The organism is Streptomyces sp. NPDC048191 (assembly GCF_040652655.1).
Lineage (GTDB): Bacteria > Actinomycetota > Actinomycetes > Streptomycetales > Streptomycetaceae > Streptomyces.
The window spans coordinates 59,071-81,858 of the sequence record NZ_JBEZMO010000009.1 but is presented as its reverse complement, the minus strand read 5'-3'; the positions used below and the strand labels follow the sequence as shown (position 1 = coordinate 81,858).

Genomic DNA, 22,788 nt, shown 5'->3' with positions numbered 1-22,788 from the left:
GGTAACGAGGAGGAACCAGATGACGACGGCGACGGAGCTGTTCCGTGGGGCGCGGGACTTTCTGCTGGCGCACCGGGAGGACTACGCCACCGCCTACGAGGGCTTCGCCTGGCCCCGGCCCGCGCACTTCAACTGGGCACTGGACTGGTTCGACGTGATCGCCGCCGGCAACGACCGGACCGCGCTGCACATCGTCGAGGAGGACGGCGGCGAGCGGAGGCTGTCCTTCGCCGAGCTGGCCGAGCGGTCCAACCGGGTCGCGAACCATCTGCGCGCCCGGGGGGTCGCCGCCGAGGACCGGATCCTCGTCATGCTCGGCAACCAGACCGAGCTGTGGGAGACCGCGCTGGCCGCGATGAAGCTGCGCGCGGTGGTCATCCCGGCCACCCCGCTGCTCGGTCCCGCCGATCTGCGCGACCGGGTGGAGCGGGGCCGGGTGAAGCACGTGATCGTGCGGGCCGAGGACACCGCGAAGTTCGCCGACGTGCCCGGCGGCTACACCCGGATCTCGGTCGGCGGCCTGCCGGAGGAGGGCTGGGAGCCGTACGAGGACGCCCACACCGCCTCCGCGGACTTCGTGCCCGACGGCCCCACCCTGGCCGACGACCCGCTGATGCTGTACTTCACCTCCGGTACGACCGCCCGCCCCAAGCTGGTCGAGCACACCCACACCTCGTACCCGATCGGGCACCTGGCGACCATGTACTGGATCGGCCTCAGGCCCGGTGACGTGCACCTGAACATCTCCTCGCCGGGCTGGGCCAAGCACGCCTGGTCCAATCTGTTCGCACCGTGGAACGCCGAGGCGACCGTCTTCCTCTTCAACTACACCCGCTTCGACGCGGCCCGGCTGATGGCCGAGATGGACCGGGCCGGCGTGACCACCTTCTGCGCGCCGCCGACCGTGTGGCGCATGCTCATCCAGGCCGACCTCGGTCAGCTCGCCACCCCGCCCCGCGAGGTGGTGGCCGCCGGTGAGCCGCTCAACCCCGAGGTCATCGAGCAGGTCCGGCGGGCCTGGGGCGTCACCATCCGGGACGGCTTCGGGCAGACCGAGACCGCCGTGCAGGTCTCCAACAGCCCGGGCCAGCGGCTGCTGACCGGATCCATGGGCCGCCCGAGCCCCGGCTACCGCGTCGAACTCCTCGACCCGGTCTCCGGCGCGCCCGGCGCCACCGAGGGCGAGATCGCCCTCGACCTGTCGGAGCGGCCGGTCGGCCTGATGACCGGCTACCACGGAGACCCCGACCGCACGGCACAGGCCATGGCGGGCGGCTACTACCGCACCGGGGACATCGCCTCCCGCGACGAAGACGGTTACCTGACCTACGTCGGCCGCGCGGACGACGTCTTCAAAGCATCCGACTACAAGATCAGCCCGTTCGAGCTGGAGAGCGCGCTGCTGGAGCACGAGGCGGTGGCCGAGGCGGCCGTCGTGCCCGCGCCGGACGAACTGCGGCTCGCGGTGCCGAAGGCGTACGTCGTCCTCGCCGAGGGCTTCGAGCCCGGACCGGACACAGCGAAGGTCGTCTTCGAGCACTCCCGTCAGGTGCTCGCCCCCTACAAGCGCATCCGCCGGCTGGAGTTCGGCGCGCTGCCCAAGACCGTCTCCGGCAAGATCCGCCGGATCGAGCTGCGCGAGGCGACGGCCCAGGGTTCCGAGAACGAGTACCGCGAGGAGGACTTCCGGTGACCGCATCCCTGTCGTACACCCATGGAACCGGTTCCACCGCCCTGCTCGGCGACACCATCGGCGCCAACCTCGACCGGGCGGTGGCCGCCTGGCCGGACCGCGAGGCCCTGGTCGACGTGCCCTCGGGCCGGCGCTGGACGTACGCCGAATTCGCCGCCGACGTCGAGCGGCTGGCGTACGCCCTGCTGGCGAGCGGGGTGGCCAAGGGCGACCGGGTCGGGATCTGGGCGGTCAACTGCGCGGAGTGGGTGCTCGTGCAGTACGCCACCGCCCGCGTCGGCGCCGTCATGGTCAACATCAACCCGGCGTACCGCACCCACGAGGTGGAGTTCGTGCTGGGCCAGGCCGGCATCTCGTTGCTGTTCGCCTCGGTCAGCCACAAGACAAGCGACTACCGGGCGATGGTCGAGGAAGTGCGCGGCCGGTGCCCGGAGTTGCGGGAGACCGTGTACATCGGCGATCCGAGCTGGGAAGCGTTTGCCGCGCGTGGTGCGGACGGCGGCCGCCGTGACGAGCTGCGGGCGCGAGAGGCGTCACTGTCCTGCGACGACCCGATCAACATCCAGTACACCTCGGGTACCACCGGTTTCCCGAAGGGTGCCACGCTGTCCCACCACAACATCCTCAACAACGGTTACTTCGTGGGGGAGCTGGTCGCCTACTCCGAGCAGGACAGGATCTGCATTCCGGTGCCCTTCTACCACTGCTTCGGCATGGTGATGGGCAACCTGGCGGCGACCTCGCACGGCGCCTGCATGGTCGTCCCGGCCCCGTCCTTCGACCCGAAGGCGACCCTGGAGGCGGTGCAGCAGGAGCGCTGTACGTCCCTGTACGGCGTCCCGACGATGTTCATCGCCGAGCTGAACCTCCCCGGCTTCCGGTCGTACGACCTCTCGAGCCTGCGCACCGGCATCATGGCGGGCTCGCCCTGCCCGGTGGAGGTGATGAAACGGGTCGTCGCCGAGATGCACATGGCGGAGGTCTCCATCTGCTACGGCATGACCGAGACGTCCCCGGTGTCGCTGCAGACCCGCCGGGACGACGACCTGGAGCACCGCACCGGCACCGTCGGGCGGGTCCTGCCGCACCTGGAGGTCAAGATCGTCGACCCGGCCACCGGGGTCACCCAACCTCGCGGCACCGCGGGGGAGTTGTGCACCCGCGGCTACAGCGTGATGCTCGGTTACTGGAACGAGCCCGAGAAGACCGCCGAGGCCGTCGACGCGGGCCGCTGGATGCACACCGGGGATCTGGCGGTGATGCGCGAAGACGGTTACGTCGAGATCGTCGGCCGGATCAAGGACATGATCATCCGGGGCGGCGAGAACATCTACCCGCGCGAGATCGAGGAGTTCCTCTACGGCCACCCGAAGATCAGGGACGTACAGGTCGTCGGGGTGCCGCACGAGACGTACGGCGAGGAGGTCCTCGCCTGTGTGATCCCGCACGACGCGGCCGACCCGCTCACCCTGGAGGAACTGCGCGCCTTCTGCCAGGGCCGGCTCGCCCACTACAAGATCCCCAGCCGGCTGCGGATACTCGAGACCTTCCCGATGACGGTGTCCGGAAAGGTGCGCAAGGTCGAGCTGCGGGAGACGTACGGGGCGTGAGCCCGTCCCCGTACGGGTCGTGGCCCGCTACCTGCCGGTCCCGGCCGGCGCGCCCACCGTGTTCAGGGTGTCGGCCGCGTCGTTGACCGGCTGCGGGACGCCCGCGAGGTCCAGGACGAACAGCGGGATGTCCAGGGCGTCCGCGCGGGCCCGGGCCTCGTCGGTGTAGCCGGCGAGGGAGAAGTACACACAGTCCGCGGACTCCGTCATCGCCGTCAGCCACAGGCACTCGACGTCCCGTGGCGCCGCCGGTCGCACGGTCGGGTCCACCTGGGCGAGGAGCCCGTGGGCGGCGAGCCCGATGCCGTTCGGCGGCCGCTGGTCGGCGCGGCGGATGTCCCGGTAGCCGAGCCAGCGCAGATAGAGCGCGGCGACGGTGACGGCGTCACGGGCGGTGCGGATGGCGCGCGGGTGGAAGGCGGGGCGGTGGGCGAGGGCCCCCGGCCCGGCCGCCGTCGCAGTGCCGGAGTCCGAGGGGGGCGTCCCGGCCGCCGTCGGCGCCGTGTCCGGGTCCGCCGCAGGCGCCGCCGCCACCACCGGGATGCGCAGCACCGTGCCGCAGGAGCAGCCCAGCTCCGGCTGCGGCCACTGGCCCAGGCGCCCGCAGGCGGCGCACGGCACACGGACCCATTCGTCGTCCCAGGCCCGGTGGGCCGTCACGACCGGTGCCGCGGCAGGATCCAGCCGCGGGGCGGTGGGCGCGCCGCAGGCGCACGGATACGCCGGCGCGGTGTAGACGTGCTCGCGGCGGCAGACCGGGCAGCGCACCGGCACGCTCTCGGGCATGCTCCACCCCTCAGGTGTCGCTTCGGACAGTCGCGTCTGGACAGCGGCTCCCATCGTCCTCCTCCTCCACCCCGGTTGTCCGGCGCTTGCCGCGGCTCCGTCTCTCTTGACGATCCTCGGCGCGCACTTCTACATTGATTCCAGATAGTAGAAGTTAAATTCCGCGATACGGAAAAGGTCGCGGAGTGTCGACCATCTGGAGACTGTGCTCACCGCGGGGCGCGACGGGAGTACGCATCCGAGAAGCCGAAGCAGGAGTACTCGATGGCTCGTATGACCGCTGCCCGCGCGGCAGTTGAGATCCTCAAGCGCGAGGGCGTCACCGACGCCTTCGGTGTGCCGGGCGCGGCGATCAACCCCTTCTACAAGGCCCTCAAGGAGGGTGGCGGCATCCACCACACCCTCGCCCGCCACGTCGAGGGCGCCTCGCACATGGCCGAGGGGTACACCCGCACCAAGCCGGGCAACATCGGCGTCTGCATCGGCACGTCCGGCCCGGCCGGCACCGACATGATCACCGGCCTGTACTCGGCCATCGGTGACTCCATCCCGATCCTGTGCATCACGGGCCAGGCGCCCACCAACGTGATCCACAAGGAGGACTTCCAGGCCGTCGACATCGCCTCGATCGCCAAGCCGGTCACCAAGATGGCGGTCACCGTCCTGGAGGCCGCGCAGGTCCCCGGCGTCTTCCAGCAGGCCTTCCACCTGATGCGCTCCGGCCGTCCCGGCCCGGTCCTGATCGACCTGCCGATCGACGTCCAGCTCACCGAGATCGAGTTCGACCCGGAGACGTACGAGCCGCTGCCGGTCTACAGGCCGGCCGCCACCCGCGCCCAGATCGAGAAGGCGATCGGCTTCCTTCTGGAGTCGGAGCGCCCGGTCCTCGTGGCCGGCGGCGGCATCCTCGGCGCCGACGCCGCCGACCTGCTGGTGGAGTTCGCCGAGCTGACCCAGACCCCCGTCATCCCGACCCTGATGGGCTGGGGTGCGCTGCCCGACGACCACGAGCTGAACGCCGGCATGGTCGGTGTCCAGACCTCGCACCGGTACGGCAACGCCAACTTCCTGGAGTCGGACTTCGTCCTCGGCATCGGCAACCGCTGGGCCAATCGCCACACCGGTTACAAGCTCGACGTCTACCGGGGCGAGCGCAAGTTCGTCCACGTCGACATCGAGCCCACCCAGATCGGCAAGATCTTCCCGCCGGACTACGGGGTCGTCTCCGACGCCAAGGCCGCGCTGGAACTGTTCGTCGAGGTGGCGAAGGAGCTCGAGGCGGCGGGCAGGCTGCCCGACCGCTCCGCGTGGGTCGCCTCCACCCAGGAGCGCAAGGCCACGCTGCTGCGCCGTACGCACTTCGACAACGTGCCGATGAAACCGCAGCGGGTGTACGAGGAGATGAACAAGGCCTTCGGCCCCGACACCCGGTACGTCACCACCATCGGCCTCTCCCAGATCGCCGGCGCGCAGATGCTGCACGTCTACAAGCCGCGCCACTGGATCAACTGCGGCCAGGCCGGCCCGCTCGGCTGGACCATCCCGGCCGCGATCGGCGTCGCCAAGGCCGACCCGGAGTCCCCGGTCGTCGCCCTGTCCGGCGACTACGACTTCCAGTTCCTGATCGAGGAGCTGGCGGTCGCCGCCCAGCACCGGATCCCCTACGTCCACGTGCTGGTGAACAACGCCTACCTGGGACTGATCCGCCAGGCACAGATCGGCCTGGACATCAACTTCCAGGTCAACCTGGAGTTCGAGAACATCAACACGCCCGAGCTCGGCGTCTACGGCGTGGACCACGTCAAGGTCGCCGAGGGCCTCGGCTGCAAGGCGATCCGGGTCACCGAGCCGGACCAGCTGGGCGCGGCGTTCGAGCAGGCGAAGAAGCTGGCCGCCGAGTACCAGGTGCCGGTCGTCGTCGAGGCGATCCTGGAGCGGATCACCAACATCTCGATGAGCCGCACCATGGACATCAGCGATATCTCCGAGTTCGAGGAACTCGCCACCGAGCCCGGCCACGCGCCGACCTCGATCAAGCCGCTGAAGGTCTGACACCCGCCAGGCACACCGCCGCGCACACCAAGGGCGGCCCGTCCACAAGGACGGGCCGCCCTTTCGCGTCCCCCGTGACGTCCCCCGTCGTGCTCCCCCGTGCGGGGCCCGCCGCCCCCGTGCCGGCGGGCCCCTGGTGCACGTAATCTGCCCTACCGCGGGGGCGGTTGAAGCCTCCGGTCCTGTCTTCAGAGCTTCATTTGAGGATGGCGTAGCCCGCCTACGACCGTCGCCGTACGCCGGCCCTCACAGCTCGTGCTCCGACAGCCCGGGCCAGTCGTCCGGCCCGCCGCCCTGCCACTCGATGAGATCGCTCTCCTCCACCTCGATCCGGTCCAGATCGGCCAGCCGGAGGATCTCCACGACATCGTCCAGATGCGAGGCGATCCCCAGCGTCACGTCCCCCTCGGTGACCCGCCGCGATCCGTCCAGGGCGGGGGAGTGGACCACGATGTGCGGGAACTGCGTATTGCCCATGGCTTCAGCGTCCTGCGGATACGCCGCGACCGCACGCCGGAACACGGCTCCGGACCCGGACAGCGACACGGCTCCGGGCCCGGACAGCACGAAGCGCTCCCCCGGGACCGGGGGAGCGCTTCGTGTCCATGTGGTGACCGTCCGGCGGCGCGAGGCTGGGCGCGACAGGTCGTTCGCGCCGCCGGACGGGGTGGGTGGCCCCCGAGAGGGGGCTGGGTGGGACCGTGGTGGGTGCGACGGAGCCGGGGCCCCTTCCCTCTGGTCGAGAAGGGGACTCGGTCCTTCACCACCGCACTGGCTCACACGCCGCCACGGTCCTCGCCCTGCCCGCGCCCACCGCCGTACGACCACCCCTCATCCGGGTCGTCAGGCGTGCCGCGCGGGCCGCGTACGGAGTGCCGACCTCCCGTCGGATCCCGTACGCCGCTTGCGGGTTACCGGTCTCAGTCCTCGCGCAGGGCGCGGACCGCCTCCTCCACGCGCTTGCCGTACTCCGGGTCGGCGGCGTGGAAGTGGGCCAGGTTCTTCTCGATCACGTCGTCGCGGCTGACCTGCGAGAGGCCGCCGGCGATGTTGGCGACGAGGCGGGCCCTCTCCTCCTGCGACATCAGGCGGTACAGCTCGCCCGCCTGGTAGAAGTCGTCGTCCTTGGTGTGCAGCGGGGCGGAGTGGTTGCCGGTGTAGCCGGACACCGCGAGGGGGGCCGACAGCGGGCGGCCGGTCTCCACCGGGCCGTCGTAGGAGTTCGGCTCGTAGTTCTTGGCGCCGCGGCCCTGGCCGTTGACCGCCATGAAGCCGTCCCGGCCGTAGTTCTGCGCGGTCGTCGCCTTCGGGGCGTTGACCGCCAGCAGGGTGTGGTTGACGCCCAGCCGGTAGCGGTGCGCGTCCGCGTAGGCGAACAGGCGGCCCTGGAGCATCTTGTCGGGGGAGGGCCCGATGCCCGGAACGAAGTTGTTCGGGGAGAACGCGGCCTGCTCGACCTCGGCGAACACGTTGTCCGGGTTGCGGTCGAGCACCAGGCGGCCCACGCGCTGCAGCGGGTAGTCCTTGTGCGGCCACACCTTGGTCAGGTCGAACGGGTTGAAGCGGTAGTCCGCCGCCTCGGCCGCCGGCATGAGCTGGACGTAGAGGGTCCAGGACGGGTGCACGCCCCGCTCGATGGCCTGGAGCAGGTCCGTCTGGTGGGAGTTGGGGTCCTTGCCCGCGAGTTCCGCGGCCTGCTCGCTGCTCAGGGAGCGGATGCCCTGGTTCGTCTTGAAGTGGTACTTGACGAAGAAGGCCTCGCCTGCGGCGTTCGTCCACTGGTAGGTGTGCGAGCCGTAGCCGTTCATGTGCCGGTACGACGCCGGGATGCCGCGGTCACCCATCAGCCAGGTCACCTGGTGCGTGGCCTCGGGGGCGTGGGCCCAGAAGTCCCACACGTTGTCCGGCTCCTGACGGCCCGTGAACGGGTCGCGCTTCTGGGAGTGGATGAAGTCGGGGAACTTGATCGGGTCCTTGATGAAGAACACCGGGGTGTTGTTGCCGACGAGGTCGTAGTTGCCCTCCGCGGTGTAGAACTTCACCGCGAAGCCGCGCGGGTCACGGACGGCGTCCGCGCCGCCGAGGGAGTCGGCGACCGTGGAGAAGCGCAGGAACACCTCGGTGCGCTTGCCGATCTCGCTGAGGAAGTCGGCGTGGGTGTAGCCGGTGACGTCGTCGGTCACCTCGAAGTGTCCGTACGCGCCCGAGCCGCGGGCGTGCACCACGCGCTCCGGGATCCGCTCGCGGTTGAAGCGCGCGAGCTTCTCCAGGAGGTGCTGGTCCTGGAGAAGGAGCGGGCCGCCGGCGCCGGCGGAGGCGGAGTTCTGGTTGTCGGCGACCGGTGCGCCGGACTCTGTCGTGAGCACGCGCTTCGACATCGTGGACCTTCCGTACGAGAGGCAGCGGAAGACTGTTTCCGCTTTGTGGAGCCTAAGTTCGGGCCTTCCGGGCGTCAACAGTTTGTTGAAACTCGGGGCTGAGGGATGTGTTCCGGGCCGCGGCGGCGCCTGGGCGCGACAGGACAGGTGTCGGCGTCGCCGCGGCCCGGAAGTCTCAGAGGTGTCAGACCTGGGCGCCGGACAGGCGCTCCACGGCCCGCAGCAGGGCCGAGTGGTCCAGGCCGCCGTCGCCCTGGGCGCGCAGGGAGGCGACCAGCTGGGCGACCACGGCACCGACCGGCAGGGCGGCGCCGACGTTGCGGGCTGCGTCGGTCACGATGCCCATGTCCTTGTGGTGCAGGTCGATGCGGAAGCCCGGCTTGAAGTCACGGGCCAGGAAGTTGTCCTTCTTCCGCGTCAGCACGGTCGAGCCGGCCAGTCCGCCGTTGAGGACGTCCAGCGCGGCCGCGAGGTCCACGCCCGACTTCTCCAGGAAGACCACGGCCTCGGCGCACGCCTGGATGTTCACGGCGACGATCAGCTGGTTGGCGGCCTTCACGGTCTGGCCCGAGCCGTGCGGACCGCACAGCACGATGGTCTTGCCGAGGGCCTCGAGGATCGGCTTGGCCTGGTCGAAGTCGGCCTGCTCGCCGCCGACCATGATCGACAGTACGGCCTCGATGGCGCCGGCCTCACCGCCGGACACCGGGGCGTCCAGCACCCGGATGCCCTTGTCCTTGGCGGCGGCGGCCAGGTCGACGGAGGTCTGCGGGGTGATCGAGGACATGTCGATCAGCAGGGCGCCCTGCTTCGCGTTCTCCAGGATGCCCTCGGGGCCGTAGGAGATGGCCTCGACCTGCGGGGACGCGGGCACCATGGTGATCACCACGTCGGCGTCGCGCACGGCCTCGGCGATCGAGGACGCGGCCGTGCCGCCGGCGGCGGCCAGGCGGTCCAGCTTGTCCTGCTCCAGGGTGAAGCCGGTGACGTCGTAACCCGCCTTGATCAGGTTCTCGGACATGGGGGAGCCCATGATGCCGAGGCCGATCCACGCGATCTTGGGAAGAGTGCTCATGTTCGGGGGTGCCTCTCTAACTGCTCTGCAAGGTCGGGGGGTTCAGCGCGCCGCACGCGCCTCGCGCGGGAGCCAGCCGAAGGCCTCGGCGCTCGGGCGGTCGCCCGGCTTGTACTCCAGGCCCACCCAGCCGTCGTAACCGGCCTTCGTCAGCTGGTCGAGCAGCTCCTCCAGCGGGAGCGAGCCCGTGCCGGGGGCGCCGCGGCCGGGGTTGTCGGCGATCTGGACGTGGCCGGTCTTCGCCGCGTAGCTCTCGATGACCGAGGGCAGGTCCTCACCGTTCATGGACAGGTGGTACAGGTCCATCAGGAACTTCGCGTTCCCGAGCCCCGTCGCCTCGTTGACCTTGTCCACGATCTCGATCGCCTTGGGCGCGCTCACGATCGGGCACTTCGGCGACTCGGGCTGGTTGAGGGCCTCGATCAGGACGGTCCCGCCGACCCGGCCGACGGCCCGCGCCGCGAGCACCAGGTTCTCCAGGGCGAGGGCGTCCTGCTCGGCCGGGTCCACGCCGTCGACACGGTTGCCGTACAGGGCGTTGAACGTTGTGCAGCCGAGGGACCGGGCGAAGGTGATGGCCACGTCGATGTTGGCGCGGAACCTGTCCGACTCCTCGCCGGGGACCGACAGGGCGCCGCGGTCCGGGCCCGGCAGCTGTCCGGCGTAGAAGTTCAGGCCCGTCAGCTGGACGCCCGCGTCCTCGATCGCCTTCTTCAGGGCGTCGAGCTCGGACTGCCCGGGGGTGGGGGAGTCGATCCACGGCCACCACAGCTCGACCGCCGTGAAGCCCGCCGCGGCGGCGGCCGCGGGACGCTCCAGGAGCGGGAGTTCCGTGAAGAGGATCGACAGGTTGACGTTGAAGCGCTGGTCTGCGAATCCCACGGGGCCGCGCTCCCTTCCTGTTATTCCACATTGCGGTTATTCCACATTGCGGAAGTTGGTTTCTGCTTAATGGAAGACTGCCTGCGAGGGGGCGCGGCTGTCAAGAGAGCCCACGAAAAAGTGCCCCCGCGCCTGGGGCGCGAGGGCACTGAGGAAGGCCTGATCAGAGGGCGTCGACGCCGCTCACCTTCCAGCCGCCGGAGGTGCGGGTGAGCGTCATCCGCACCCGGTTGAGGTCGAGGCGGGGCTCGGGGACCTGGGTGCTGTCGGTGACCTGGTTGACGAAGAGCAGGACGACGGCCTTGTCCGGCGTGGCCGACACGACGGAGACGGCCGGGGCGCCGCCGTCGGCGGGTGTGGCCACGGTCGCCTTCACCACGCCGTGGTACTTCGTCGCGGTGGGCGCGACCACCGTCTTCGTCGTCCTGCCGTACTGGTCGCGGAAGTGCCCGGTCAGCAGGGCGCGGGCCCGGGCGAAGTCCCGGCCGAGGTGCCGGTAGTCGTACGACAGCACGACCGGCGCCGCCGTCCGCGCGGCCGCGAGGGCCTCACCGCGGGCCTCCTCCGCCTGCCGCCCCTCCCGGTACTGCCACCCGAGGACGGCGGCCACGGTCAGGGCCGCCACCAGGACGACGCCCAGGATCGTGGTGAGCGCGTTCCGCCGGGGCCTGCGAGAGGGTGGGCCCTCCTCCGGCTCGTCCTCGGCGGGCTCGGGCTCCGGCGGGTCCTGCCGGCCCTTGGCCGGGGGCTCGACGAGCAGTGTGTGCCCGGGGGAGGGCTCCGTTTCCTGGAGGGCGGCGCGTTCGGGGCGCACCGGACGCCCGGCGCGCTTGGCCGCCGCACGGGCGGCCGCGGTCATGGTGCGGCGGGCCGGGGAGCCGTTGCCGCGGGTGCGGGAGGTCGGGTTCGCCACGGTGTCTCTCCTTACGGGTGGGGCAGCACGGGTGGGGCAGCCCGGTGGGTCAGCCCACGAACGCGACGTCGGAGGTCAGCCAGTGGCCGGCCACGCGCACGAGGTCGAGCTGGATCCGGTAGGTGCGCGCCCGGCCCTCGGGCGCGGCGGTGTTGGTCACCTTGCTGTCGGCCACGACCAGGACCCGGGCCGAGCGCTCGTCGGAGCGCACGATGCCCGCTTCCAGGACCTGCCCCTCGGACACCGACTTGTTCTGCGTGACGAGCTTCGTCAACTGCGCGGTCTGCGCGGCGAACTGCTTCTTGAAGTCGCCGGTGGCGCCCTTCAGCACGGTGCGGCTGTCCCGGCCGTAGTGCCGGTAGTCGAGCGAGGTGAAGTTCAGCGCCGACTGGCGGGCCGCCGCCAGGACGTCCTGACGGCGCTGCTCCGCCCCGTGCTGGTCGGCCAGCTGCACGCCCAGCCAGGCACACAGGGCGGCCGTCAGCACGGTCGCGGCGACGAGCCCCGCCCACAGCACCCGCACGCGTCTCCTCGTCACGCCATCGGTCCCACGAGCAGCCATTGCCACGACTCCTTTCCGAACACGGTCTGTTCGCCGCCCGTCGAGCCGATCTCGACGGGTGTTCCGTCCGGGCCGGCCACGGTGCCGGTCTCCGGGTCGTACGGGGCCACGAACGCGGCCTGGTTCGCGCCGGCCGGACCGGTCGTCGCGCCGGGTGCGTTCTGCGCGCCGCGCACCGAGGTCGTGCTGCCGCGCGGTGCCGTGCAGTGCGCGGCGGTGTTCGCCGGGCGGCTGCTGGTGTCGGCGGGGTCGCGCCGCCGGGTGCCGTAGCCCCGGGTGCAGGCGGGCGGGTCGTCGGCGTTCACGGTCAGTCCGAAGTGGGTGGTGCCGTCGCCGGGGATCACCGTGTAGCTGCCCGCGACAGTGAGCGGGAGCGTGACCAGTGCCTGTTCGACGCCGGGCAGCCGGGCCACGGTGATCTGGCCGCCGCTGATCAGGTTGGCCAGCAGTACCGGCACCTGCGGTCGGGTGGACCTCAGCAGGGAGTCGAGCTGCTGGGTGGCCGGCACCGTGTTGCCGATCAGCCGGCGCAGATCGCCGTCGCTCGATTTCAGCTGCCGGGTGAGATCGGCCAGGTCGCGGGAGAAGGACTTGATGGCCGAGCCCTGGTCGGCCTGGGTCCTGAGCACCTTCCGCGAGTCCTCGATCAGCGAGGTCGTCTCCGGGAGCGACCGGGACGCCGACTCCACCAGCGCGTTGCCGGAGTCCACCAGACGGCTCAGGTTCGGTCCGGTGCCGGCGAAGGCCTGGCCCAGCTCGTCGACGGTGACCCGCAGATCGTCCTTGCCGACCGAGTTGACCAGCCGGTCGAGGCTGAGGACCAGGTCGGTGACCGGCAGCGGGGTCCGGGTGCGGCTGCGCGGGATCGGGCTGCCGTCCATCAGGTACGGCCCGCCCGACCTGCGCGGCTGGAGGTCGACGTACTGCTCGCCCACCGCCGAACGGTCGGCGACCACCGCGAGCGTGTCGGCCGGGATCCTCGGGGCGCCGTCTTCGATCTTCAGCGCCACCGAGATCCCGGAGCCGGTCAGCCGCAGGTCGCCCACGCGGCCCACGGGAACACCCCGGTAGGTGACCTCGGCGCCGGGGAAGACGCCCCCGGACTCGGCGAAGTCGGCGCGCACGGTGTAGCCGCGGTGCAGGACGTCGTCCACCAGGCCCGTGTACCGGGCGCCGACGTACGACACCCCGAGGGCGGTGACGGCCGCGAAGGCGAGCAGCTGGGCCCTGACCGTACGTGTGATCACGGCAGTATCCCCTTCAGCATCAGCTCGGCGAGGCCGAGGTCGACCCCGGGCGGGAGGCGACGCGTGTCGTCTCCGGTGCCGTAGGCCGCGGTGCACACCGGTGGGCACAGCAGGGTGCTGCCGCCGGACGGCTTCGAGGGCACGGGGGGCACGGACGGGGTGGGGGGCAGGGACGGAGTGCCCGGCAGGGACGGGAGCGGGGTGGGAGTGGGGACACCGGGCAGCCCCGGCGGCCTGGGCGCCGGGGACTTCCTGCCCTTGCCCGGCTTTCCGGTGACGTTGCCGTAGAGGCCGGCCAGGTCGAGGTCCGCGGTGATCTTCAGGTTGACGTAGTCGCCCTTGATCGCGTCCGTGGCGTTGCGCGGGAAGGGGTAAGTGGTGAGGATCTCCAGGGAGTTGGGGAGGTCGTCGCCCGCCCTGTTCAGCTCCTGCAGGATGGGCCGCAGCTTCGTCAGGTCGGCGACGGTGTCGTCCCGGGAGGCGTTCACCACGCGGGTGCCGGTGGTGCCGAGCCTGGACAGCGCGGTGAGCATCTTCGTCAGGTCCTTGCGCTGGTCGGCGAGGGCCTTCAGGGCGGGCGGCATGGTGTCGACGGCCCGGGCGATCGTCTTCCTCTCCTTCCCCAGCCGCCCGGCCAGCCGGTCGACGCCCTTGAGCGCGCGCACGATCTCCGCCCGCTGGTCGTCGAGGCCGCCGAGGAACGTGTCGAGCTGCCTCAGCAGCGACCTCACCCGGTCCTCACGGCCGTTCAGGGCCTGGTTCAGCTCGACCGTGATCGTCTTCAGCTGGGCCACCCCGCCGCCGTTCAACAGCGCGGACAGGGCCGACAGCACCTCCTCGACCTCCGGGTTGCGGCCGCTGCGGGAGAGCGGGATGCGGTCGCCGTCGCGGAGCCGTCCGACGGGCGCCGTGCCGGTGGGCGCGGACAGGGCCACGTACTTCTCGCCGAGCATGCTGGTCTGCCGCAGATCGGCGACCGCGTTGCCGGGCAGCTTCACCGAGTCGGCGATCCGCAGCCGCACCCGCGCGTGCCAGCCGTCCAGTTCGACCTTCTCGACCGCGCCCACCGTGACGTCGTCGACCTTCACCGCCGACTGCGGCACCAGGTCCAGTACGTCCCGGAAATCGACGGTGACGTGGTACGCGTGGCCGTCCGAGGCGGCGCCGCCGGGGAGCGGGACGTCGTACCAGCCGTCGAACTCGCAGCCGGTCAGCAGCAGCGAGCCGACCGCCGTCCAGGCGGCCACCCGCACCGAGCGCTGCACTCTCATGCCGGTGCCCCCAGGATTCCGCCGAGGGTCCTGTCGACCGTGCCCGTCGTGGCCGGGGCCGACGGCACCTTCGGCAGCGAGTCGAAGAGTTTCCTCAGGTCAGTGCAGCTGCCGTGGTCGTCCCCGGTCGTCCTCAGGACCGAGCAGAGCAGGGACGCCGGGTCCTGCGGGACCTGCGCGTTGTCGCGGGTGTCGAGGGTGCCGGCGGCCGGGTTGTAGGCGTTCTGCAGGTTCGACAGACCCGTGGGGGCGACGGTCAACAGCTCCTCCAGGGCGGCGCGTTGGGTGACGAGGACCCGGGTGACCTTGGCCAGGCCCCTGACGTCGGAGGTCAGCGCCTTCTTGTTGCCCTTCACGAAGCCGGACACGTCACCGAGGGCGGCGGCCAGGTACTTCAGCGCGGCCGCGAGATCCTTGCGCTCCCCGGCGAGCTGCCCGGCCACGTCGGCGAGGTCGGTGTCGAACGACCGCACGCTCTGGTCGTCCGCCGCCAGCGCGGCCGTGAACACCTGGAGGTGCCGCACCGTCCCGAACAGGTCACCGCGGCCGTCGGACAGCGTGGTGACCGCCTGGGAGAGGTCCTCGACCGTCTGGTTCAGGTTCCTGCCCTGCCCCCGGAGGTTGTCCGCGCTCACCCCGAGCAGCCGGGACAGCGAGCCCTCCTTGTTGGCGCCGTTCGGGCCGAGCGCCTCGGCGGTGCCGTGCAGGCTGTCGAAGATCCGGTCCAGCTCGACGGGGACGGCCGTACGGGACTCGGGGATGACGTCGCCGTCCCGCATGACCGCTCCCTCGCGGTACACCGGCAGAAGTTGCACGTAACGGTCGCTGACCACCGAGGAGTTGATGATGGCGGCCTGCGCGTCCGCGGGGACCTTGTGGCCCCGGTCGTACTCCAGCTCCACCCGCACCCGGCCGCCCTCCGGCGTGATCTTGTCGACCTCGCCGATGCGGACACCCAGGACACGGACGTCCGAACCGGGGTAGATGCCGACGGTGCGCGGGAAGTACGCCGTGACCTTGACGGGGTCGGAGTGCGGCCACAGGACCACGCCGAGCGCCACGGCGACGGCGAGCGCGGTGAACAGGGCCAGGAGTCTGCGGGTCATCGGGTGCCTCCCGTCCGTGGCGTGACCGGGGCGGCGACCAGGTTCTGGACGTAGGAGTCGAACCAGCGGCCGTTGCCGAGGGTGTTGGTGAAGAGCCGCACGTACGGGGCGAGGAGCTCGACGCTGCGGTCGAGGCTCGCCTGGTTGCGTTCGAGCATCTTCACGAAGGCGTTGAGGTTCTTCAGGGCGGGCCCGATCGCGTCGCGGTTGTCGTCGACCAGGCCGGACAGCTCGATGCCCAGCAGCGCCGAACTCTTGAGCAACTGGTGGATCGCGGCACGCCGTCTGCCGATCTCCTTGAACAGCGCGTCGCCGTCCTTCACCAGCGCGGAGAAGTCCTTCGTGTGGCCGGCCAGCACCTTGGTGACCCCGTTCGCACGGTCGAGGAGCCCGCGCAGCGCCTTGTCACGGGAGGCGACGGTCCGGGAGATCCGCGACAGCCCCTTGATCGACGCCCGTACCTCCTCGGGGGAGTCCTGGAAGGTGACGGAGATCGTGTCCAGCGCCTTCGCGAGCCGGCCCGTGTCGACCTTCTCCGTGGTGGTGGTCAGGTCGCTGAAGGCCTGGACGACGTCGTACGCCGACACCGTCCGCCCGAGCGGGATCTCGCTGCCCGGCTTCAACCGGCCGGGCCCCTTGGGGTACAGGGCCAGGTACTTCGCGCCGAGGATCGTCTTGACGCGGATCGCCGCACCGGTGTCGGTACCGAACGCCGGCCGGCCCTTCACCTTGAAGGTGACCTTGACGTGGTCGCCGTCCAGGTCGACGCCGTCGACCTTGCCGACCTTCACGCCGGCGATGCGCACCTCGTCACCCGGCTTGAGCCCGCCCGCCTCCGAGAAGGCAGCGCTGTACGTGTCGCCGCCACCGATCAGCGGCAGGCTGTCGGCGTTGAACGCGGCGACCGTGAGCAGCGCGAGGACGGTGAGACCGACGGCGCCCACGACGACCGGGTTCCGCTCGCGGAACGGCTTCAGACGCGGCCGCCGCAGCCGGATCGTGGGCAGTTTCGGCGGCAGGACGCGTACCTTCACGAGGGGTTCGGGGCGGGTCTCGCGCTTCGGCAACCGCGGCAGCCGGATCGTGGGCAGTTTCGGCGGCAGGACGCGCACCTTGACGAGGGGTTCGGGGCGGGTCTCGCGCTTCGGCGACCGTGGCAGCCGGATCGTGGGCAGTTTCGGCGGCAGGACGCGCACCTTCACCAGGGGCTCGGGGCGGCGCCGCCGCCTTGGGACACGCAGTCTCATCCGCCGCACCTCGCCCGCGCCACGTGCAGCTCCGGGGTGAGCACCTGTTTCGTCCTCGGCAGCACGATCCGGCCGTCGAAGTCGCAGAGGTAGAAGTTGAACCAGGAGCCGTAGGACGCCGTTCCGGTCAGCTTGTCGAGCTTGTTCGGCAGCCGTTTCAGGACGCCCTCCACGGTGTTCTCGTTCTTGTCCAGCGTTCCGGTGAGTTCGCCGAGCCCGGCGATGTCGTCCTTCAGTGGCGGACGCGCGTCCTTCAGCAGACCCGACGTGACGTCCGTGAGGTCGGCGATGCTCACCAGGGACTTCCCGATGGGCTCGCGGTCGGCGGAGAGCCCCGAGACGAGCCGGCGCAGCTGCGTGAGCAGGTCGGAGAAGCGGGAGCCGCGCTTGTCGAGGGTCTCCAGGACGGTGTTGAGGTTGTCGATCACCGAGCCGATCAGCCGGTCGCGGTCGGCGAGTGTCGTGGTGAGCGAGGCGGTGTGCGCGAGCAGGCTGTTCACCGTGCCGCCCTCGCCCTGGAGCGTCTTGACGATCTCGGTGGCGAGCTGGTTGACGTCGCTCGGGCTGAGCGCGGCGAACAGCGGCTTGAAGCCGTTCAGCAGGGCGTTGAGGTCAAGCGCCGGCCGGGTCCGGGACAGCGGGATCGTGCCGCCCGGCCGCAGCCGCCGGGTGCCGTCGCCGGTGCCCTCGGTGAGCGCGATGTACCGCTGCCCGACCAGGTTGCGGTAGCGGACCACCGCGTGGGTGCCGGCGAGCAGCGGCCGGTCGGTGGTGACGGTGAACGTGACGTCGGCCAGGGTCCGGTCCTTGATCCGGATGTCCTCGACCTGACCGACCCGCACCCCGGCCACCCTGATGTCGTCACCGGTCTCCAGCCCGGTCACGTCGGTGAACACCGCGTGGTAGGTGTCCTTCGGGGTGAAGGAGAGGTTGACGATGGTGGCGGCGAGCAGTGCCGTCGCCGTGATCGTGACCAGCGCGAAGAGGCTGAACTTGATCAGCGGGGCGGCCGTCTGCCGGGCTCCTGGCCTGCTCATGCGACGCTCACCGCCGTTCCGCGCGCGAGCGGCCCGAACAGCAGGGTCGCGACGGGCGGCACCTGGTCCTCGGGGACGCCCAGGACGGGGGCCACGAGCGAGCCGACGGCCCGCTGCTCGGCCCGGGTGGCGGACACGTCGGCACCTCCGGGGAGTGCGCCGCCGGAACCTCCGGCGGACGTACCGTCGTCGAGACGGGGCTTCGGCCCGGGCACCTGCGGATGCGGCAGGCCCCGGCAGTCCGGGCCCGACCGTTCGCCGTAGACCGGCTCCTCACCGGGCCGGTACGCCCCCTGGGGCCGGACGACTTCGAGGGTGATCCGCATCTCGCCGCCCCGGAACGCGTCCTCGGACGCCTTCTCCTGCCGGACCAGACCCTGGAACAAGCAGGGGTACTCGGGGGAGTAGCGGGCGAACAGCTCCAGCGTGGGCCGGGAGACCCGGCCGAGGGTGATCAGCCGGTCGCCGTTCTCGGACAGGAAGTCGTCGGCGGTGCCCGCCACGGCGGCGGTCGAGCGGAGCCCTGCGGCCAGCTGGTCCTGCTTCTCGACGATCGTGCGGCTGGTGGTGACCGTGTTGCGCAGGATCCGCATCAGGTCGGGTGCGGCGTCGCCGTACACCTGGGCGACGTCGGCGAACCGGGAGATGTCCTCCTTGATCGACGGCAGGTGCGGGTTCAGCCGGCGCAGATAGCCCTCGACCCGGGTGAGGTTGTCGCCGATCCGGTCGCCGCGGCCCTCCAGGGCGGTGGCGAACGCCGAGAGCGTGGCGCTCAGTTCACCCGGCCGGACGGTCCGCAGCAGCGGCAGCAGGTCGTTCATCAGCTGCTGCACCTCGATGCCGGACTTCGTACGGTCCTGGGTGATGACGTCCCCGGCGCGGATCGGCCGGGCCGCGGAGCGCGCGGGCGGGACCAGGTCCACGTACTTCTCGCCGAACAACGTCTTGGGCAGCAGCCGCGCGTGCACGTCCGCGGGGATGTACGGGACGTACTGCGGCTTGAGCGCGATGCCGAGGGTCGCCTTCGCACCGTCGGCGTGCACCTCGCGCACCTCACCGACCAGCAGTCCGCGCAGCTTGACGTCGGCGCGCGGATCGAGCTGGTTGCCGAGGGTGTCGGCCCGCAGGGTGATCGGCACGACGGACGTGAACGCCTGCCGGTAGACGGCCACCGACAGCGACAGCAGCAGCGCGAGCACGGCGAGGAACACGATGCCGTACAGCCTGAGTCTCCATGTGCGCACTGCTCTCACCCCGCGATCCGTACGGTCGTGCTGGCGCCCCAGATGGCGAGGCTCAGGAAGAAGTCGAGGACGTTGACGGCGACGATGGACGTCCGCACCGCCCGGCCCACCGCGACGCCGACGCCCGCCGGGCCGCCGCTCGCGTGGTAGCCGTAGTAGCAGTGCACCAGGATGATCAGCACCGCGAAGACGATCACCTTGCCGAAGGACCAGAACACGTCGACCGGCGGCAGGTACTGGTGGAAGTAGTGGTCGTAGGTGCCCGTCGACTGGCCGTAGTAGCCGGTGGTGATGGTGCGGGCGGCCAGGTAGGAGGAGAGCAGGCCGATCACGTACAGCGGGATCACCGCGACGAAGCCGGCGATCATCCGCGTCGTCACCAGGAACGGCAGCGACGGGACGCCCATCACCTCCAGCGCGTCGGTCTCCTCGCTGATCCGCATGGCACCGAGCTGCGCCGTGAACCCGGCGCCGACCGTCGCGGAGAGGGCGAGTCCGGCCACCAGCGGGGCGATCTCCCGGGTGTTGAAGTACGCCGACAGGAACGCCACGAAGTTGGAGGTGCCGAGCTGGTTCAGGGCCGCGTAGCCCTGGAGGCCGACCTCGGTGCCGGTGAAGAAGGACAGGAAGGCGATCACGCCGACCGTGCCGCCGACGACGGCGAGCGCACCGCGCCCGAAGCTCACCTCGGCGAGCAGACGCAGGACCTCCTTCTTGTACCGGCGCAGGGTCCGGCCCGTCCAGGCCAGCGAACGGCCGTAGAAGGACAGTTGGGTGCCCAGCTCCTCCAGTGAGCGCAAGGGGCGGTCGAGGAGTCTCATCGGCTACCCCCTCTGCGGGACGACCTGGAAGTACACGGCCGTCATCACGAAGTTGGTCACGAACAGCAACATGAAGGTGATCACCACGGACTGGTTGACGGCATCGCCCACGCCCTTCGGGCCGCCCTTCGCGGTCAGCCCCTTGTACGAGGCGACGATCGCCGCGATCGCCCCGAACACCAGCGCCTTGGCCTCCGCCGCCCACAGGTCGGAGAGCTGGGCGAGGGTCGTGAAGGACGCCAGGTAGGCGCCGGGCGTGCCGTGCTGGAGGATGACGTTGAAGAAATATCCGCCCGCGACGCCGACCACCGAGACGAGGCCGTTGAGGAGGACGGCCACCACCATCGACGCCAGTACGCGCGGCACGACGAGCCGGTGGATCGGGTCGATGCCGAGCACCTGCATCGCGTCGATCTCGTCCCGGATCCTGCGCGCCCCGAGGTCCGCGCAGATCGCCGTACCGCCCGCGCCCGCGATCAGCAGGGCGGTGACGATCGGCGAGGCCTCGCGCAGCACGGCGAGCACGGACGCGGCACCGGAGAAGGACTGGGCGCCGAGCTGCCGGGTCAGGCTGCCGATCTGGAGCGCGATGACCGCCCCGAAGGGGATCGAGACCAGGGCGGTGGGCAGGATCGTGACGCTCGCGACGAACCACGCCTGCTGGATGAACTCCCGTGCCTGGAAGGGCCGTCGGGGCAGGGCCCGGACGACGTCCAGCGCCATCGCGAACAGGTTGCCCGAGTGTCTGAGCGCACCCGTCGGGGAGAGCCTCATGGGCCCGTCACCCCCGTCCCGTGCAGCTCGGCCTCCCGTCTCGCGATCGCCTCCCAGCGGGGCGGGCGGGCGATGCCGGGGCTCGGCAGCAGGCGGGGCGTGAGGCCCTGGACCGAGCCGCCCTCGTCGATCTGGGCCAGTTCCTGCTCGACCTGGGCGGCGTCCTTCTCCTCCGCCATGCCGATCGGCCCCTGCATCCGGCCGTTCAGGAACTGCCGTACGACCGGCTCGTCGCTGGTCAGCAGTTCCTCGCGGGGCCCGAACAGCACCAGCTCGCGCCGGAACAGCAGCCCGATGTTGTCGGGCACCTGGCGGGCCGAGGCGATGTCGTGGGTGACGATCAGGAAGGTCGCGTCGATCTGTGCGTTGAGGTCGACGATGAGCTGGTTGAGGTAGGCCACGCGGACCGGGTCCAGGCCCGAGTCCGGCTCGTCGAACAGGATGATCTCCGGGTCGAGGACCAGGGCGCGGGCGAGCCCGGCCCGCTTGCGCATACCGCCGGAGATCTCGCCGGGCAGCTTCCCCTCGGCGCCGATCAGCCCGACCATGTCCATCTTCTCCAGGACGATGCGCCGGATCTCGGTCTCGGACCGACGGGTGTGCTCGCGCAGGGGGAAGGCGATGTTGTCGTACAGGTCCATCGAGCCGAACAGCGCGCCGTCCTGGAACAGCACCCCGAACAACTTCCGCACCTCGTACAGGTCGTGCTCCCGCAGGCGGGTGATGTCCCGGCCCGCGACCTTCACCGAGCCGTGCTCCGGCTTGAGCAGCCCGACGAGCGTCTTGAGGAACACCGACTTGCCCGTGCCCGAGGGGCCGAGCATCACCGACACCTCTCCGGCGGGCAGCGTCAGCGAGACGTCCTGCCAGATGACCTGGTGGCCGAAGGACTTGGTCAGTCCCTCCACACAGATCTCGACACCCATCCGGTCCCACCCTTCGCCCGTGGAGCAGCTCCGACATCTGCTCTACGGGGAGGGGCGGGGCGTCCGTCGCGGCGATCTGGAGATTTTTTCCGGACGCGTTTACGGCGTGTTTCGGCGCCCTGACCCGCTTACGGCAGCTTGGTGTGCACCGGCAGCTTCGGGGACAGCACGCTCGGCGTGGGAACGGGAAGGGAAACGGACGGCAGGGGCGGCGCCGAGGGGAGCGGCGGCACCGACGGCACCGCGGACCGGGTCGGCAGCTCCGGGAGCCTGGGCGAGGGGACCTTCGGCAGGGTCGGCACGGAGAGCGGTACGGCGGACGCGCCGGCGGACGGCCGAGCCGCCGCCCGGGCCGGTGCCGGTGCCGAGGGGCGGCGCGTCCCAGGTGCGGGCGGCTGCCCGGTGCTGTCGTTCCGGACCACCTTCGTCCCGCTGGACACCGCCGGCCGCGGCGCCGGAGCGGCCGTTCCGCCGCCCCCGCCGAGCGCGTACGGCAGCACGAACCCCGCCACCACCAGGGTCGCCGCCGTCGAGGTGACCGCCACGGCCTGTACCTTTCCGCCCCCGCGCGGCCGCCCGCGCCCGATGACGAACAGCACGAGCCCGAGCGTCCCGGCCAGCGAGGCGCGCAGCGTCCGCCGGGCCCGGGCGAGCAAAGACTCGACGGTCCGGTAGCTGAGCCCCATCCGCACGGCGACCTGGCTCACGTCCAGGTCCTCGGACTTCAGGCGGAGCGCCTCCGCCTGCCGGGCGGGCAGCTCCCCGCTGCGGACGGCGAGCCAGCGCGCCTCGGCCCGGTCGCACACCGCCTCCTCGACGGGCACCGGGCCCGGCGCGACGAGCGTGGGGCGGCGGCCCACCTCGGCCTCGCGGTTGACCTGCCGGTACCGGTCGACGCACAGCCGCATCGTCACCGTCGTCAGCCAGGCGCCGAGCCGCTCGTCGTCGAGGTCCGGGCGCTCCGCGGCCCGCAGCATGGCCTCGTGCACGGCGTCCTCGGCGTCCTCCTGGCTCATCGAGCGGCGCCGGGCCACCTTGAGCAACTGCTCGCGGTGGCTCCACATGAGCTGCCAGCGCTCGTCGGCGGCTTCTGCGTCCGCAGGCATGTCCGTCGCCATGAGGGCCCCTTCGCACTCACCCGCCGGCCCGTGCTTCCGGCGGGTG

Annotated in this window: 20 protein-coding genes; 3 read left to right on the top strand and 17 right to left on the bottom strand. The window is 71.0% G+C overall.

The window, feature by feature from the left end; translation table 11 throughout:
• Positions 1 to 19 precede the first annotated feature (19 nt).
• A complete protein-coding gene (locus tag AB0D93_RS17330; protein ID WP_362120031.1) occupies positions 20 to 1,693 on the top strand; it encodes an AMP-binding protein in 1,674 nt (557 codons plus the stop codon).
• On the top strand, positions 1,690 to 3,303 hold the full coding sequence (locus AB0D93_RS17325) for an AMP-binding protein (RefSeq protein WP_362120029.1): 1,614 nt from the start codon (positions 1,690 to 1,692) through the stop codon (positions 3,301 to 3,303). Before AB0D93_RS17330 ends, AB0D93_RS17325 begins: the two co-directional genes overlap by 4 nt.
• A 27-nt stretch (positions 3,304 to 3,330) precedes the next feature.
• On the opposite strand, the gene AB0D93_RS17320 is transcribed toward AB0D93_RS17325, so the two are convergent.
• Positions 3,331 to 4,089, bottom strand: a complete 759-nt coding sequence (locus tag AB0D93_RS17320; RefSeq protein ID WP_362120027.1) for a hypothetical protein — start codon at positions 4,087 to 4,089, stop codon at positions 3,331 to 3,333.
• A gap of 264 nt (positions 4,090 to 4,353) precedes the next feature.
• Between AB0D93_RS17320 and gcl the strand changes: the two genes are divergently transcribed.
• Positions 4,354 to 6,141, top strand: a complete 1,788-nt coding sequence (gcl, locus tag AB0D93_RS17315) for a glyoxylate carboligase (protein ID WP_362120025.1) — start codon at positions 4,354 to 4,356, stop codon at positions 6,139 to 6,141.
• 246 nt (positions 6,142 to 6,387) lie between these two features.
• On the opposite strand, the gene AB0D93_RS17310 is transcribed toward gcl, so the two are convergent.
• The 16 genes from AB0D93_RS17310 to AB0D93_RS17235 form a co-directional block, all read right to left on the bottom strand.
• Positions 6,388 to 6,618, bottom strand: coding sequence for a hypothetical protein (locus AB0D93_RS17310; RefSeq protein WP_208898006.1), 231 nt, complete (start codon positions 6,616 to 6,618; stop codon positions 6,388 to 6,390).
• Between the two features lie 443 nt (positions 6,619 to 7,061).
• The gene (locus AB0D93_RS17305) at positions 7,062 to 8,519 is read right to left on the bottom strand and encodes a catalase (protein ID WP_362120022.1); all 1,458 of its coding nucleotides are present in this window, start codon (positions 8,517 to 8,519) and stop codon (positions 7,062 to 7,064) included.
• Between the two features lie 184 nt (positions 8,520 to 8,703).
• Positions 8,704 to 9,594, bottom strand: a complete 891-nt coding sequence (locus tag AB0D93_RS17300) for a 2-hydroxy-3-oxopropionate reductase (protein ID WP_362120020.1) — start codon at positions 9,592 to 9,594, stop codon at positions 8,704 to 8,706.
• Between the two features lie 42 nt (positions 9,595 to 9,636).
• Positions 9,637 to 10,476, bottom strand: a complete 840-nt coding sequence (locus AB0D93_RS17295; RefSeq protein WP_362120018.1) for a TIM barrel protein — start codon at positions 10,474 to 10,476, stop codon at positions 9,637 to 9,639.
• Between the two features lie 163 nt (positions 10,477 to 10,639).
• A complete protein-coding gene (locus AB0D93_RS17290; RefSeq protein WP_362120016.1) occupies positions 10,640 to 11,389 on the bottom strand; it encodes a hypothetical protein in 750 nt (249 codons plus the stop codon).
• Between the two features lie 49 nt (positions 11,390 to 11,438).
• A complete protein-coding gene (locus AB0D93_RS17285) occupies positions 11,439 to 11,951 on the bottom strand; it encodes a hypothetical protein (protein WP_362120014.1) in 513 nt (170 codons plus the stop codon).
• Entirely contained in the window at positions 11,924 to 13,198 is a 1,275-nt protein-coding gene (locus AB0D93_RS17280) for an MlaD family protein (protein WP_362120012.1), read from the bottom strand. The genes AB0D93_RS17285 and AB0D93_RS17280 overlap by 28 nt, the downstream gene beginning before the upstream one ends.
• On the bottom strand, positions 13,195 to 14,469 hold the full coding sequence (locus tag AB0D93_RS17275; protein ID WP_362120010.1) for an MCE family protein: 1,275 nt from the start codon (positions 14,467 to 14,469) through the stop codon (positions 13,195 to 13,197). Before AB0D93_RS17275 ends, AB0D93_RS17280 begins: the two co-directional genes overlap by 4 nt.
• Positions 14,466 to 15,575: an MCE family protein gene (locus AB0D93_RS17270; RefSeq protein WP_362120008.1), complete on the bottom strand. Its 1,110-nt coding sequence runs from the start codon at positions 15,573 to 15,575 to the stop codon at positions 14,466 to 14,468. Before AB0D93_RS17270 ends, AB0D93_RS17275 begins: the two co-directional genes overlap by 4 nt.
• On the bottom strand, positions 15,572 to 16,552 hold the full coding sequence (locus AB0D93_RS17265) for an MCE family protein (protein WP_362120375.1): 981 nt from the start codon (positions 16,550 to 16,552) through the stop codon (positions 15,572 to 15,574). The genes AB0D93_RS17270 and AB0D93_RS17265 overlap by 4 nt, the downstream gene beginning before the upstream one ends.
• Positions 16,553 to 16,818: 266 nt before the next feature.
• Complete coding sequence (locus AB0D93_RS17260; RefSeq protein ID WP_362120006.1) at positions 16,819 to 17,859, bottom strand: MCE family protein; 1,041 nt, start codon at positions 17,857 to 17,859, stop codon at positions 16,819 to 16,821.
• On the bottom strand, positions 17,856 to 19,103 hold the full coding sequence (locus tag AB0D93_RS17255; RefSeq protein ID WP_362120004.1) for an MCE family protein: 1,248 nt from the start codon (positions 19,101 to 19,103) through the stop codon (positions 17,856 to 17,858). The genes AB0D93_RS17260 and AB0D93_RS17255 overlap by 4 nt, the downstream gene beginning before the upstream one ends.
• Before the next feature lie 5 nt (positions 19,104 to 19,108).
• Positions 19,109 to 19,924: an ABC transporter permease gene (locus tag AB0D93_RS17250; protein ID WP_362120002.1), complete on the bottom strand. Its 816-nt coding sequence runs from the start codon at positions 19,922 to 19,924 to the stop codon at positions 19,109 to 19,111.
• A 3-nt stretch (positions 19,925 to 19,927) separates the two neighbouring features.
• Positions 19,928 to 20,698 (bottom strand): ABC transporter permease, encoded by a 771-nt coding sequence (locus AB0D93_RS17245; protein ID WP_362120000.1) that lies wholly within the window; start codon positions 20,696 to 20,698, stop codon positions 19,928 to 19,930.
• Positions 20,695 to 21,624, bottom strand: coding sequence for an ABC transporter ATP-binding protein (locus AB0D93_RS17240; RefSeq protein ID WP_362119998.1), 930 nt, complete (start codon positions 21,622 to 21,624; stop codon positions 20,695 to 20,697). The genes AB0D93_RS17245 and AB0D93_RS17240 overlap by 4 nt, the downstream gene beginning before the upstream one ends.
• A gap of 128 nt (positions 21,625 to 21,752) precedes the next feature.
• Positions 21,753 to 22,742 carry a sigma-70 family RNA polymerase sigma factor gene (locus AB0D93_RS17235; protein ID WP_362119996.1) on the bottom strand — a complete coding sequence of 330 codons (990 nt, stop codon included), beginning with the start codon at positions 22,740 to 22,742 and terminating at the stop codon, positions 21,753 to 21,755.
• Positions 22,743 to 22,788: the final 46 nt, after the last annotated feature.